The sequence below is a fragment of the Alkalibacterium sp. 20 genome, from assembly GCF_001885615.1.
Lineage (GTDB): Bacteria > Bacillota > Bacilli > Lactobacillales > Carnobacteriaceae_A > Alkalibacterium.
Window position 1 is genome coordinate 18992 of sequence record NZ_LSRN01000100.1, and the last position, 14648, is coordinate 33639.

Annotated in this window: 13 protein-coding genes; 1 reads left to right on the forward strand and 12 read right to left on the reverse strand. The window is 37.1% G+C overall.

Annotated elements, in window-relative coordinates:
* Positions 1–21: 21 nt before the first annotated feature.
* A complete protein-coding gene (locus AX762_RS12015; protein ID WP_071849345.1) occupies positions 22–363 on the reverse strand; it encodes a metal-sulfur cluster assembly factor in 342 nt (113 codons plus the stop codon).
* A 184-nt stretch (positions 364–547) separates the two neighbouring features.
* Between AX762_RS12015 and AX762_RS12020 the strand changes: the two genes are divergently transcribed.
* Positions 548–1360 carry a Cof-type HAD-IIB family hydrolase gene (locus tag AX762_RS12020; RefSeq protein ID WP_071849346.1) on the forward strand — a complete coding sequence of 271 codons (813 nt, stop codon included), beginning with the start codon at positions 548–550 and terminating at the stop codon, positions 1358–1360.
* A 148-nt stretch (positions 1361–1508) separates the two neighbouring features.
* Here AX762_RS12020 and AX762_RS12025 read toward each other — a convergent pair whose 3' ends face one another.
* From AX762_RS12025 to AX762_RS12075, 11 genes are all read right to left on the reverse strand, one after another.
* The gene (locus tag AX762_RS12025) at positions 1509–2180 is read right to left on the reverse strand and encodes an ABC transporter ATP-binding protein (protein WP_071849347.1); all 672 of its coding nucleotides are present in this window, start codon (positions 2178–2180) and stop codon (positions 1509–1511) included.
* A gap of 9 nt (positions 2181–2189) precedes the next feature.
* The gene (locus AX762_RS12030; RefSeq protein WP_071849348.1) at positions 2190–3281 is read right to left on the reverse strand and encodes an ABC transporter permease; all 1092 of its coding nucleotides are present in this window, start codon (positions 3279–3281) and stop codon (positions 2190–2192) included.
* Positions 3282–3463: 182 nt separating this feature from the next.
* Positions 3464–5353, reverse strand: coding sequence for an oligopeptide ABC transporter substrate-binding protein (locus tag AX762_RS12035; RefSeq protein ID WP_071849349.1), 1890 nt, complete (start codon positions 5351–5353; stop codon positions 3464–3466).
* Between the two features lie 18 nt (positions 5354–5371).
* Entirely contained in the window at positions 5372–6316 is a 945-nt protein-coding gene (locus tag AX762_RS12040; protein WP_071849350.1) for an ABC transporter permease, read from the reverse strand.
* A 36-nt stretch (positions 6317–6352) separates the two neighbouring features.
* Positions 6353–7312 (reverse strand): ABC transporter permease, encoded by a 960-nt coding sequence (locus tag AX762_RS12045; RefSeq protein ID WP_071849351.1) that lies wholly within the window; start codon positions 7310–7312, stop codon positions 6353–6355.
* A 2-nt stretch (positions 7313–7314) separates the two neighbouring features.
* Positions 7315–8307 (reverse strand): ATP-binding cassette domain-containing protein, encoded by a 993-nt coding sequence (locus AX762_RS12050; RefSeq protein WP_071849352.1) that lies wholly within the window; start codon positions 8305–8307, stop codon positions 7315–7317.
* Position 8308: 1 nt separating this feature from the next.
* Positions 8309–9313, reverse strand: coding sequence for an ABC transporter ATP-binding protein (locus AX762_RS12055; RefSeq protein ID WP_071849353.1), 1005 nt, complete (start codon positions 9311–9313; stop codon positions 8309–8311).
* Positions 9314–9435: 122 nt separating this feature from the next.
* Complete coding sequence (gene acpP / locus AX762_RS12060; protein ID WP_071849354.1) at positions 9436–9672, reverse strand: acyl carrier protein; 237 nt, start codon at positions 9670–9672, stop codon at positions 9436–9438.
* Positions 9673–9836: 164 nt separating this feature from the next.
* Positions 9837–10847 (reverse strand): phosphate acyltransferase PlsX, encoded by a 1011-nt coding sequence (plsX, locus tag AX762_RS12065; protein WP_071849355.1) that lies wholly within the window; start codon positions 10845–10847, stop codon positions 9837–9839.
* Between the two features lie 25 nt (positions 10848–10872).
* Positions 10873–12912 carry an ATP-dependent DNA helicase RecG gene (recG, locus tag AX762_RS12070; RefSeq protein WP_071849356.1) on the reverse strand — a complete coding sequence of 680 codons (2040 nt, stop codon included), beginning with the start codon at positions 12910–12912 and terminating at the stop codon, positions 10873–10875.
* A 79-nt stretch (positions 12913–12991) separates the two neighbouring features.
* The gene (locus tag AX762_RS12075; RefSeq protein WP_071849357.1) at positions 12992–14644 is read right to left on the reverse strand and encodes a DAK2 domain-containing protein; all 1653 of its coding nucleotides are present in this window, start codon (positions 14642–14644) and stop codon (positions 12992–12994) included.
* Positions 14645–14648: the final 4 nt, after the last annotated feature.

Below are 14648 nucleotides of genomic sequence, written 5' to 3' on the forward strand. Positions count from 1 at the left end.
AGCGCTTTATTGAGAGTTGAATTATCTGATTCCTAAAGCAATTCTGGCATATCTACTCATTCTAGACGTATCCCAAGCAGGATACCAGACCAACTTCACATCAGTTTCCGTGATTTCAGGAATTGTTTTCACAGCATTCAATATATCTTCTGTAATAACATCAGCTAGTGGACAACCCATCGTTGTTAATGTTATTTTCACTTCACAATACCCGCCATTAAATACATTGACTTCATAAACGAGACCTAAATTAACGATATCTATTCCAAGCTCCGGGTCAATTACTTGTTCCAAAGCTTCCGTAATACGTTTTTTTATATCTTCTATTTCTTCTTCAGACCATACTTTTTTATCTTCATTCATTAAACTTCCTCCTTACACCTTTACATTTTACCATATTAATGACAAAGATTTCAGTGAATTCTAAGATTTATTTGAACAAATCATGTCAACTGTTATAATATAAAATATTTATTATACTTTTATTAATACCTTTGCTATACTAGTAAAGAAAATGAATGACGCTTTGTTAAAAGGATGATTTAGTATGAAAAGAAAACTTATTGCTTTAGATTTGGATGGGACTACTCTAAATGACCATTCAGAAATATCTACAAGAACCAAAAAGACATTAGCGCGTATTCAAAATGATGGTCATATCGTCTCTATCGTAACCGGACGTCCTTATAGAAACAGTTACTATTACTACGATCAACTTAAATTAGACACCCCCATCGTTAACTTTAATGGAGCGTGGTGTCACAATCCATCTCAAAAATCATGGAAATACGGATATCACAAAACATTGAGTAAAGAACTTGCTTTATCTATGCTTTCTCTGAAAAATAATCCAGAAGTTCAACTCATCGCAGCAGAATCTCAGTCATCGATTTATATCGAAGGTAAGTATATTCCTTACCCAGATTTCTTCCCGGAAGGTATTCATATGAGTAAGCAGTTAAGACCTGAGATTTTATTGGAAGATCCTACGTCTATTGGTGTGTTTACCTCAACAAGACAATATCAGCCAGCAATCGAACAGAAAATCATAGATATCTATAAAGATTCAGTTGCGGTCCGCACGTGGGGTGGAAATACCCCATGCTTGGAAGTAGTTGCTGCTGGTGTTCAAAAAGCTATTGGATTAGAGCGCATTGCTCATTATTATAATCTTAATCGCGAAGATATCATAGCCTTCGGTGATCAGGAAAATGATTTCGAAATGATTCAGTATGCTGGTCATGGTGTTGTGATGTCAAACGGTACTGAAAACTTGAAATCAGTCAGCAATGATATCACTCGAAAAAACAATCACGAAGATGGTTTAGCAAATTACCTGGAAAGCTATTTCAAACTATAGTCCAAAAAAGCAAGAAAGAGACTTCCTCTTTCTTGCTTTTTTAGACCCCATTTGTCTTCTTTTATTAATTATTGATTAAAGAATCTGTAATCATGCCGATACTCGGACCTATGTTACTAATTTTTTCCTGTTAATGGATCGGTTACTTTTATTGATTCTTTGTTAAAACGCCATCTCTCATTGTATAGACTGAATCGCAATACTCAGTTAGGCGCTCATCGTGAGTGACCATAATGGTTGCTTTCTTTTTTTTCTTTGTTTCTCTTGCTAAAATTTCAACCACCTCAAAAGCACGGTCAGTATCTAAACTAGCTGTTGGTTCATCCGCTAAAATGACAGCTGGATCATGATACAATGCACGGGCAATTGCCGCTCGCTGTTTTTCTCCTCCAGATAAATCACTTGGATATTTGTCCATCAAATTATCAATACCAAGTTCTGATAGTAATTTTTCTACTTTATCATCATCAATTTTTGATTTTTCAACTTTATTGACCAATCTCAATTGATCTTTTACAGTGAGGAATGGAATAAGATTAGATGCTTGTAATATAAACCCGATTTCATTAAATCGCTTCGTGGCCCGATCTTTTTCTTCAAGTTCACTAAATTTATCATTTTTGATAAATACTTTACCTTCCGTTGGTGTTTGTAGTCCACCTATTATAGTAAGAAACGTACTTTTCCCCGAACCACTTGGACCAATAATAGCTACAAACTCACCTTCTTCGACTGAGAAATTAGTTGACTTCAATGCTTCAATTGTTTTTCTACCATCTTTAAATGTTTTTTTAACGTCTTTCAATTCAATAAGTTTCATTACTAGCTCCTAATCTATCGCTTCTAATGGATCGATTTTTACAACAGTACGAACAGAGAAGAATGCTCCGGCAACTGCTACAACAATTAATAATGTCGTGATGGATACTAAAAAGAGCAAATTATTTTGATAAGGTACAGCAGCTGGTAAAATAAGTCCCGTCGCTAAAGTTAAAACTAACCCTGTAAAGACACCTATGAATGAGAGCAAAAATGTTTGCCCTACAACAGACTTAGCAATGTATTTCGATGAAATTCCTTGCGCTTTCATTACACCAAGCATTGATGATTTTTGCAGAGTTAATACGTAGATAAATATGCCGATGATCATTGCAGCAATCAACACTAAAAATCCAATCATAAGTCCGAATGTGAGAACTTGCGCAGTATATCCAGGTAAATTTGAAATAAATTCACCAGTTGAATATAAGTTCAATTCATTGTCACTTAAAGTGATGTCTGAAATTTCTCCGGAGTCACTACGGACAGCAATTGCACTAATGATTTCATCTTCTCTTTCACCAAAACCACTCGCTCTGATCCGCTGATAGGTCGGATGATCTGTATATAACACTGGTCCCACGCTAAACTTAGCATTATCCGTAAATCCGACGATTTTTATTGTTAAATCCATTCCTGCTAAAGATAACTCATCTCCAATATTAATTCCTTGCTCATCTCTTAAGCTTATATCGGCGATGACCTCATTTTCCTCACTGAACCCTTCACCTTCTATTACTCCAGGATAAATAAATTCTTCTTTATCGATACCAAAAAAGGTTACATTGATTTTGCTTTCTTCATCTGTTTTTTCTTGTGGTTGAACAACGCTCGATGTAACGCCTAGTGAGGCTTTCTCATATGCATCAATAGTTTCTATTTGATCTTTAGAGAACATAGACATATTGATGTTTAAATTGGACTCCTCAGCCAAAACAATGCCATCTGCATCCCACTTATCGATACTCATCCGATTTTCTTGAGCTAAACCATATGCTAATCCCATCAAAAAGAAAACAAGATAAGATATAAGAATCACCACTCCAATAATTAATGCAAAACGTGTTTTTGAATATTTGATCTCCTGCCATGCTAAAAACATATGTAACCCTCATTATCCTATAGTTTGAATCCCTATTTTTATGTAAAAAACTCACAGAATCCATTTACAAGCATACCCGATTTTAGTAATAACTACAAATATTTTCACTAAAAAACACCCAAGGATTAAAATCCTTGGGTGTTTAATATTTACTTTTTCAATAGAATTAATGATTAAAAATATTACTCAGTTGCACGGTCTTCACCAGTTAGGTAAAGAGTATGCAAACCTGCACCAGGTGTGTCTAAATCAGCACCAACAGTAATATCAAATGAACCCACACGATTGTTAACTGGTGTGACAGCTTTACGGAATAATGTTGGGATGATTGGTAATTCTTCCATGAAGTATTCTTGCCATTCATTAAATACTCCTGCACGCCATTCAATATCGAAACCTTCTTCACTTAGCATTTGTTCCATAAACTCATCGTTTTCTTCTGTAGCCCAACGAGTGTAGTTGAACATAGCCTCGCGACCATATAATCCATCAGGAGTTGGATCCGATCCAGTTCCCCATGCCCCTTGATATATATCGATTCCTGGGTCATCAGCTTGAACGCGGTCATAGAATGAGTTGAATTCGTGTAAACGACCATCTGTAAGTTCAACTTTCAGGCCAATTGCAGCCCATGATTGCATGTAATACTCAACGATAGGTTCTGCCACTTCTCCACCAGACATTGAAGCAAAGTTGATAACTAACTCTTCGCCTTCAGGTGTTTCACGGAAACCATCCTCATTAGTATCGACATATCCAGCTTCATCAAGAATTTCATTCGCACGTTCTTGATTATACGGATACCCTTCAAGATCTGCATTATAGTAATCAGCGAAGTTAGGGATAATAGGTGAGTTTGCACGACGACGTAAACCTTGGTAGAAACGAGCACCAACAGCATCGTTATCAATTGCGTAAGCCATAGCTTGTCTTAGGTTCTTATCAGCCATTTTAGCATCAGGATCAAGAACGTTTTGAGCAGGTTCTACAACTTCTTCTCCGTCCATTTCAGCTTCTTGCCATTCTCCTAATTTGAATCCGATGTACGTATAAGCATTTTCATCCTGACCTAATATTGTATATCCTGGAATATCTTTGAACGTTTCATATTGGTCTGTTGGCATACCGACAAACACATCATATGAAGCATTTTGCATAGCTGCAACAGCAGAAGATGTAGGAACAGTTTCTAATTCGATACGATCTAATTTTGGAGCGCCGCGGTAGTAATCTTCAAATGCAGTATATGAAACAGATTCACCCGGGACAATATTATCAACTTTGAATGGTCCATATCCAATTGGATTCTCACGAATTTCGGGAGAGGATTCAAGTTCACCAACTGGAATACCTTCTAAATAGTGACGCGGTGCAGCTTGAGCCCATACGCCTCCACCCGCTTGAAGCATTTGAACACCAACGGATTGATATTCGATTTCAATTGTCAAGTCATCTATTACACGGACACCTTCAATACTGTCAGCATCTCCACTCTTGTAAGCTTCCATGCCTACGATGTTTGCTAAATCTCCACTATAACGAACACCAGCATAGTCCGGGTGACCGATAACTTCGTGTGTAAACGCAATATCTCCAGCAGTTACTTGTTCTCCATCGTGCCACATAACATTATCTTGCAGTGTGATTGTTACAATGTTTGTATCTTGATCTAATTCAAAAGTAGCCGCACCGGAATCATCATATTGATAATTTTCATCAGTGCCCAACAATGTACCCATTGTGTAGCCCATAATGATGGCATCTGGATTACCAGTGTATAATTCCCAACTGAAAATACCAGTAAATGGTGAATCAGAAACATACCCAACGTTTAAGGTACCGCCTTCTATTTCTTCACCATCGTTTTCAACGCGCTGGTCAAATTCGATTGGTTGAGGTCCGTCTTGTTCCCCGTTAGAACTTTCCTCACCTGCATCTTCAGAAGTATCTGTTTCTCCAGCGCCATTATCATTATCAGTTGTGTCTTCAGTATCCCCATTACCACAAGCTGCTAAGATAAACGCTACTGCAGCAGTGCTCGCAAGCATGCTATATTTTTTCTTATTTGACATATTTTTTCTCCCCTTCTCTTATCCTAATCTTTGTTTAGCGTCTGCCGAACGTTGTAATGCGCGACCGACGTAATTTATACACAGCACCAACACAAGAATCAAGGTTGAAGCTGGTAACCAAACCCAAGCTTTATTCTCCAGAATATCTGGATTAGTGGCATAGGAAACTAACGTACCTAAACTTGGCGTTCCGGTCGGTAAACCGAATCCAAGGTAGGATAACCCTGTTTCTAAGCCGATACTACCTGCAAAGTTCAATGTCAAGTTAACTATGATCAACGAACTTATGTTAGGCATCATTTCACGAAGCATAATAACGAGTGACGGTGTACCCATTGTTTTGGAAGCACTTATAAAATCTAATCTTCCAACGGTTAAAGCACGTCCACGAATAAATCGTGCCTGCCCATGCCAGTTAAAGAGAATTAGTATGCCCGCAAAAGTAACGATATTGTAATTTGGTACAATCGTTACAAAGATAATAATGATCATCAACTGAGGCAAGATCATGATGAAGTCTATGATACGCATAATGATGTTATCTACCATTCCTGCATAGTAGGCTGCTAAAATACCAATGACGATCCCAATTGAACTGGTCACCATTGTAACCGACCAACCCAGGAGAAGTGAGTTACGTGCACCAATCAGCAGTAAACCAAAGATATCTCTTCCTGCTGAATCAGTTCCTAAAATAAATCGTGTCCCTTCGCGAAGCGGATCTATACTGTATGCCATCGGTGGTAAATAAGAATCCCATAAACTTACTTGTTGAACCGTAGCTTGGTCAACAATAAACGACCAAACAAATACTGTCACTAAAATTACAATTAATAAAACAAGAGATGCTAATGCTAGTCTGTCTCGCATAAATTCTCGAACAATTACTTTAAGTCCCATTGGTGGGGCAGATACAGCCTTATCAGATAATACTACTGCTCCTGCATCTTGATTTGTTGCCATAAGAGTTATTCATTCCTTTCTATAAAAATCATTAGATTAATCAATTCGAATACGTGGATCAACAGCCATAAGAATCAAGTCTGACAATAATGTTCCTATTAGAGCTAAGAAACCATAGAATAAGACAAGAACGAAAATAACGCTGTAATCTCGTGTATTGATTGATTGGAGGAATAAATATCCCATCCCACGGTACGTAAAGATTTGTTCGATAAAGATCGATCCTGTAAATAAACTGACAATTGTAAATCCAAATCCAGAAGCGATTGGTAGTGAGGCATTTCTAAATATATGTCTTGTATAAACTTTTTGAATCGGAACACCTTTGGAACGAGCCGTTTTAACATAATCAGAAACTTTTGCATCAATGATTTCACTTCTTAAATATTGAATAATCGAAGTCGTTCCGAGCATAGCGGTTGTAATTGCCGGAAGTAGCACGTGGTACATTTGGCTCTTCCATATTTCCCAAGGGGTAGTTGCACTGATACTTACACTTCCACGAGCCGGGAACCAATTTAAGTTGTAACCGAAAATCCACACCATAAGTAAAGCTAATACAAAAATTGGAACAGCAAAACTGACAAAGTTATAAACTAAGATTGTTTTATCTACAACAGATTCATTGTAACGACCAGCTACTATGCCGAGTGGCAAGCCAACTGCGTAAGTTAATATCACAGAAAGCAGCGAAAGTCTTACAGTATTACCTAGTCGTCCAGCAATAACTGCTGTTACCGGTTGTTGATAATTAAAACTGCGTCCAAAATCACCTTGGAAAGCGTTTGTCATCCATCTGACATACTTAACTGGAAGTGGATCATTTAATCCATAAGATTCTCTCATCGCTTCGAGTTGCGCAGGATCTAAATTAGGATCAATTAATCCAGTGAACGGATCTCCTGGCATAAAGTCAGCAATGATAAAAATCAAAATACTTAAAATAAGGATTTGAGGGATCATTAAAAGTAAACGTCTAATAATTGTTTTCCACATTTTTAATTTTTCCCTCCTATTTCAAGATTTTCATTTTCTAAAGATACATTTGGTTCTTCCGGTTTTAACGCTACGTGATGATCAGTATCAAATGGCTGAAGATCATAGACACGTCCTTTTGGATCATAATATTCAGTTTCTTGCGCATCATATGACGCTTCGACACGTTGTCTTTCAACCTTGTGAGCTTTACGCGTTGTTGGATCCATATCTGGAATTGCTGATAACAACCGTTTAGTATATATATGTTGCGGATTACTATAGATAGCCTTTTTAGAACCTTGTTCCACGAATCGTCCTCTATGCATGATAGCTATATCATCTGACATATGTTGTACAACACCCAAATCATGTGAAATGAAGAGGTAACTTAACCCAAATTCTTTCTGAATACGTCTCATAAAGTTAAGAACTTGAGCTTGAACAGATAAATCAAGTGCAGATGTTGGTTCATCAGCAATAATCAATTTAGGATCACTTGCTACTGCTCGAGCAACACCAATTCTTTGTCTTTGTCCACCAGAAAACTCATGTGGATATTTATACATAGCTTCAGCATTCATACCAACAATTTCAAGTAAATCTGCTACTCTTTTTTTAGTTTCTTGAGGTGTATAATTAAAATAATTATGCATTGGTTCAGCCATAACATCAAGGATACGTTTTTTAGGATTCATAGATGATGTTGCATCTTGAAAAATCATTTGAACGTCCTTATTGTAATTAGCATATTTCTCTTTCCTACTTCGAGCTTTATTGGTAACTTTTTGACCTTCATATAGTATTTCTCCAGATGTTGCTTTTTCTAATCCAATAATTGTTTTACCGATCGTTGTTTTCCCGGATCCAGATTCGCCAACCAATCCATATGTTTTTCCGCTCTCGATAGATAAATTAATACCATCGACGGCTTTAACATGATCTTGAATTGTATTTAAGACTCCTCCACGAATTGGATAATGAACTTTTAAATCTCTAACCTCTAAGAAAGCCATTTTATTTTTCCTCCCCTTCAAAGTGGAAATGTTTCCAGCATGTGCATCTCACTTTGTGGTTAGGACTAATTTCATGTAAAACTGGATTTTCTTCATGTGCTTCTTCTGAAATCCACGGAATACGCGGAGAAAAACGGCACCCTTTTCTTGGTAAATGTTGTAATGATGGAACAGTCCCGTGAATAACATGAAGTTCATCATCATCATCATCAAGTTCATGTGGAATCGAATTTAATAGTGAACGAGTATAAGGATGTTTCGGATTGGCAAACAATTCTTCTACTGATGCTTCTTCAACAATTTGTCCAGCATACATTACAGCTACTCTATCTGCTGTTTCAGCAACAACACCCAAGTCGTGTGTGATCAAAATGATTCCAGATCCTGTTTCATCCTGAATATCCACCATCAAGTCCAATATTTGAGCCTGAATCGTGACATCTAATGCTGTCGTTGGTTCATCAGCAATAATAACTGGTGGTTTATTTGCTAAAGCTATCGCAATTACTACTCTTTGTCTCATTCCGCCGGATAATTCATGCGGATAATTTTTCATGATATATTCAGGTCTAGGAATACCCACTTGATTGAGTAATTCTAAAACTCGGTCTTTTCTTTGCTGATCATTCAAATCAGAATGATACTGCAACGATTCAGAAATCTGATTAAAAATAGTCATTAATGGATTTAATGATCCCAATGGATCTTGAAAAATCATTCCAATGTCATTTCCTCTAATACGGTTATACAACTTTTCATTCAAATCGAGTAAATTTAAATCTTTATAAATTACTTCACCTTTGATTTGAGTATTCTTTGGATCATGCAATCCCATAATAGATGTTGCCAGAGTAGATTTCCCACATCCGGATTCACCAACAATAGCTAAAATTTCATTGTTTTCTAATGTTAATGAAACATCATCTACTGCGTTATGATACACATCACCAAAACGAAACCCAGTTTCTAAGTTGTTGATCTCTAACAAACTACGTTCAACGGCCACTACTTTACCTCCTATGCTATCCTTCTTTAGAAATAATATATAACTTTTCTAAAGAAGATTATTAAATTATCATTATTTTCTAATTATAATATAATAATCAAATTTCTTCAACCATCATGTTATTAATTCGAATGTATGTAATCTACTGCTTTTCCAACTGTTGTAATTTGTTCAGCATCTTCATCAGAAATTTCTCTACCAAACGTATCTTCCATTTCCATTACAAGTTCAACAACATCTAATGAATCTGCTCCGAGATCATCTTTGAAGGACGTGTCTCTAGTAATCTTATCTTCGTCGACACCCAATCTTTCGACTATGATTGCTTGGACTTTGTCAAAAACTTCTTGTTCTGTCAATTTAAATCGCTCCTTTAAAATTAATAGTTATCTGTTATGTTTTTGTAATAATACTATTACCAAATTATCATTTGATTCACAAGTTTTATTGTATCGTATTCTTTTTGCAATTTCCATCTTTTTTAGGAAAATTCTTATTTTAATCGTTGATATGATTGTCTTGCTTATCCTTTTTGATCATTATTTTCAAAATATTCGATCAATTCTTCAAGCAATTGTGATTGTAACATCTCTCTAATTTGACGAATAGTATGATAAACAGGTTCCTCAGTGGCAGATCCATGTGTTTTTATTACAGGAGCTTTTAATCCAAATAATACTGCTCCACCATACTTAGAATAATCCAATAAATCTTTCATACTTTTCAGGCTATCTTTGAGTAACAATCCTCCGACTTTTGCTTTTATCCCATTATTATAAATAGAGTCCTTCAAAACAGTCATCATTGACATTGCTGTCCCTTCAATCGTTTTCAAGACTGCATTACCTGTAAAGCCATCTGTGACTATGACATCTGCAACACCATTCAACAGCTCTCTTGCCTCAACATTGCCGATAAAGTTGATCGATTTGTTCTCTTTAAGTAGCTGGTACGCATCTTTTGTAAGAATATTCCCTTTGTTTTCTTCCGTACCATTATTCAACAATCCTACTGTTGGGGACTCGATTTCATGAACGTGTTTAGCATATTGCGATCCCAAAGTTGCATACTGGTTGATATTAATTGGTTTAGAGTCGGCATTAGCTCCAACATCTATAACATGGAACAATGAGCTCTTGTCGGATAGAGACGGGAACGTTGCAAGTAATCCGGGTCGATCGACACCTTTCATTCTTCCTATCAATAATGTCCCTGCCGCCAACAAAGCTCCTGTGTTTCCAGCAGAAAACAAAGCATGATTTTCACCATTCTTTACTGAAACTGCCGCTTTAACCATTGATGCTTCTTTTTTTGTTCTTACTGATCGAACAGGATCATCTTCGCTTAGTATTTTTTCATCGGTATGCACAATTTCAATGTTTGTCAAACTTGCATCCAATTCTTGGCGAATGAGATCTTCTTTACCATATAAAACTAATGTGACATCACTAAATTCACGGGCCGCTTTGACACACCCTTTGACAATTTCTCCTGGAGCATTGTCACCACCCATAGCATCTACAGCTATTCTCATTATTTTGTCCTCCTCTGTATCTAAACTAATCTAAAATCATTTCACTGTTTGAATGAATCCCTAAACTTTCTCTCAGGAATTTGTATTCTTCATGCGCATAAAATTCTGTGGATTGAATTAAATTTTGTGCCGCTGATCTAGCCTCTTCCAATATTTCAAAATCTTCAACTATATCTGCTACTTTAAATTCTGGGAGTCCTGATTGTTTTTTTCCAAAAACATCTCCCGGTCCACGCATTTCCAGGTCTCTTTGACTTAAAACAAATCCGTCTGACGTTTCAGTAATGATCTGCATACGCTCTGCTCCTTTTTCCCCTTTAGGATCTGCAATAAGGATGCAATACGATTCCTGGTCTCCTCGACCAACTCTTCCCCTCAATTGATGGAGCTGTGCTAAACCAAAACGATCAGCATCATGAATAATCATCAATGTGGCATTAGGCACGTTTACGCCCACTTCAATAACTGTCGTTGAGACTAAGACTTGAATGTCATTTTTTTGAAAAGCTCCCATGGTCGTCTCTTTTTCAGATGGGTTCATTCTGCCGTGGAGAAGCCCTACTGTATATCGATCATCCAAAATCTCCTTGTATGTGTGGTAGAGTGCTGTAACGTTTTCCAGATCCAACATCTCTGATTCTTCGATCAATGGACTTATTATATACACTTGATTCCCTTTGGCTAATTCCTTTTTCAGAAAGCTTGTCATCCTGTCGAAATGTTTGGGCCTGATCCAATACGTTGATATAGGTTTTCGGCCTACTGGCATTTCATCAATGATTGAAACGTCCATTTCTCCATACGCTGTGATAGAGAGCGTCCGAGGGATAGGAGTTGCTGTCATGAATAAAACATCTGGATTAAACCCTTTTTCTCTTAACGTCTTTCTCTGATTCACTCCAAATCGATGTTGTTCATCTGTAATGACTAATCCCAGTGACTGAAACTCAACGTCATCTTGAATAAGCGCATGTGTGCCTATGATACAATCCAGTTCTCCAGTTTTTAATTCTTCCAATATCATTTCTCGCTTTTTTCGTTTAGTTGACCCTGTTAACAACGCTACTTTGATCTCTATTTTCTCAAACATTTCATCTAAAGACTGTTTATGCTGCGTAGCCAAGATTTCAGTCGGCGCCATTAATGCAGACTGCTTGCCTGCTGTTTTGGCCGCTAAAATAGCTGAAGCTGCCACCACAGTTTTGCCACTCCCCACATCACCCTGAAGAAGCCTAAACATTTGCCCCGGTATTTTCAAGTCTTTACATACTTCGTTCACTACTCTTTTTTGAGCTTGCGTTAACTCGTAGGGTAGGGAATCAAAAAATAATTTTAATTGTGCCACATCATAATCAATTGTTGAACCATTTTGTGCTAGTTTCGTCTGTTTTTTCATCCAGGCCATTTTTAATTGATAAATGAAAAACTCTCTAAAAATCACAGAGTGTCGTGCTTCTTCTAATTCTGTGCCATTATTTGGAAAATGCATGCGGTATATCATATCTTTGCGAGACAACAACCGGTGTTTATCAAGTATTGCCTGAGGCAAATCCTCAGGTAATACTTCATGGTATACCTTCCAAGCCGCATCAATTAAATTAAATATCGTTGATTGTCTGATTTTCTTTGAAGAATGGTAAATGGCTTCTCTGTTATTCGCCAAATCAGTTGACAGGATCTTCATTCCGTTTAATTGTTTTCTGATGCCGTCCCATTTTCCGAACACTTTGATCTCTTTACCCACTTCAACTTGTTTTTTTAAATAAGGTTGATTAAAAAAAGTGACAGAGACAATGACATGGTCACAATTCATTCGAAACGTTAACCGATTTCTTTTTCTTCCAAAATGAGAAACAACACCATCAGATATCGCCACACCTTCAAGTACGACTTTTTCATTGTCTTCAATATCTTCTATTGATTTCACCGTTAAATCTTCAAACCGAAAAGGATAATAAGTCAATAAATCAATAATCGAATGAATTCCCAACTCATTCAGAGCTTCGACTCTTTTTTCCCCAACACCTTTTAATACGGCTATCGAATCTAGAATAGACAGTGTCATAGTCTCCTCCTTTCTGTTAAAAATAAAGAAGAATAGAGGAAACAACAGAATAATAAGTCGTTTCTCTATTCCTCTCCTTTTATTCTACGGAAATTAAATAAGGGTATACAGGTTGTCCACCTTGATGTATTTCTATTTCGATGTCAGGATAATTCTGTTCCATGAATCCAGCTAATTTATCCGTCTCTTCTACAGAACCATCTTCACCGATAAACACTGTCACGATTTCACTTTCGTCATCCAGCATAGCTTTAATCGTCTCTAACGTGACATCAAAGAGTTCGGTAGCAGTTACTTTGATATCTCCGTCTATAATACCCATATAATCATCTTTTTTGATGCTTAAACCATTTAACTCAGTATTTCTTACAGCGAAGGTCACTTGACCCGACTTAACTAACTCTATTTCATCAGTCATTGCTTCACTATTTGCTTCAAGATCTTGAGTAGGGTTGTAACCTAGCATTGCCGTTAAGCCTTGCTGAATGGTTCGGGTCGGCACTACTGCAGCTTCGGCAGTGATGACTTTAGTTGCCTGCTCAGCAGCCATAAATATATTTTTGTTATTTGGCAAAACAATGTATTGTTTTGCCGGGACACTTTCCATCGCTTTCACAATATCTTCAGTGCTTGGATTCATCGTTTGACCACCCTGCAGAACACAATCAACACCCAAACTTTCAAATAATTCCTTAAGTCCTTCTCCTGCAGCAATAGCTACAACAGCAAAGTCTTTTACTTCTACTTGTTTAGCTTTATCTTCGGACAATGCAGAATGTTGTTCGCGCATGTTATCCACTTTGATTTTCATCAATGATCCAAATTTTTGACCATAATTCATAACTTCACCAGGTCGTTCTGTATGAACATGAACTTTAATGATTTCTTCATCAGCAACAACAAGTAAGGAATCGCCAAGCTCATTTAAATAATTACGAAACTCGTCATAATCAAATTCTTGTTCAACTGTTTCGCCTTCTCCAATATGCACCATGATTTCAGTACAATAGCCATAAGTAATATCCTGAGTGTTCACGGATTCGTGAACGCCACTTCTGTGATGCTCAACTCGAACCATTTCTTCCAAGTTATGGTTTTCTTCCTCAACAGGCGCTTCTCCTGTCAACGAAGATAAAAACCCTTCATAAATATAAACAAGGCCTTGACCACCACTATCAACGACACCTACCTCTTTTAAGATAGGTAATAAGTCTGGAGTTTTCTTGAGTGAACGTTTGGCAGCTTTTAACACTGTTTCCATTAATTCTATAATATCATCAGTTTCTTCTGCTTTTTTCAAACCGGCTTTAGCCGATTGCCTAGCCACTGTTAAAATCGTTCCTTCGACGGGCTTCATTACTGCGTTGTAAGCTGTTTCCACACCGCCCTGAAAAGCTTGAGCGAGGTCCGCTGCATTAACTTCATCTTTTCCTTCTAAGGCCTTCGCAAATCCTCTAAACAACTGAGATAAAATAACGCCTGAGTTACCTCTCGCGCCCATCAGTAATCCTCTAGCTAACGCTTGTGTGACTTCTCCCATTTTTTCACTGGAAGACTCTTTCACTGCATTGGACCCACTTGTGAAAGACAGATTCATATTTGTCCCTGTGTCTCCATCTGGTACAGGAAAGACATTCAAGGAGTTAACGTAATCTGTATGTTCTTCTAAGCGCTGTCTACCAACAGTCACCATTTCTCTAAACTTTTTCGCTTTTAAACTATTTACATCCACTTTT

Excerpts from the sequence above, each read along its gene's own strand:
- AX762_RS12045 (WP_071849351.1), bottom strand. The coding sequence starts at position 7,312 with ATGTGGAAAACAATTATTAGACGTTTACTTTTAATGATCCCTCAAATC.
- plsX (WP_071849355.1), bottom strand. The coding sequence starts at position 10,847 with ATGAGAATAGCTGTAGATGCTATGGGTGGTGACAATGCTCCAGGAGAA.
- AX762_RS12050 (WP_071849352.1), bottom strand. The coding sequence starts at position 8,307 with ATGGCTTTCTTAGAGGTTAGAGATTTAAAAGTTCATTATCCAATTCGT.
- AX762_RS12015 (WP_071849345.1), bottom strand. The coding sequence starts at position 363 with ATGAATGAAGATAAAAAAGTATGGTCTGAAGAAGAAATAGAAGATATA.
- AX762_RS12030 (WP_071849348.1), bottom strand. The coding sequence starts at position 3,281 with ATGTTTTTAGCATGGCAGGAGATCAAATATTCAAAAACACGTTTTGCA.
- recG (WP_071849356.1), bottom strand. The coding sequence starts at position 12,912 with ATGACACTGTCTATTCTAGATTCGATAGCCGTATTAAAAGGTGTTGGG.
- AX762_RS12040 (WP_071849350.1), bottom strand. The coding sequence starts at position 6,316 with ATGGCAACAAATCAAGATGCAGGAGCAGTAGTATTATCTGATAAGGCT.
- AX762_RS12020 (WP_071849346.1), top strand. The coding sequence starts at position 548 with ATGAAAAGAAAACTTATTGCTTTAGATTTGGATGGGACTACTCTAAAT.
- AX762_RS12035 (WP_071849349.1), bottom strand. The coding sequence starts at position 5,353 with ATGTCAAATAAGAAAAAATATAGCATGCTTGCGAGCACTGCTGCAGTA.
- AX762_RS12025 (WP_071849347.1), bottom strand. The coding sequence starts at position 2,180 with ATGAAACTTATTGAATTGAAAGACGTTAAAAAAACATTTAAAGATGGT.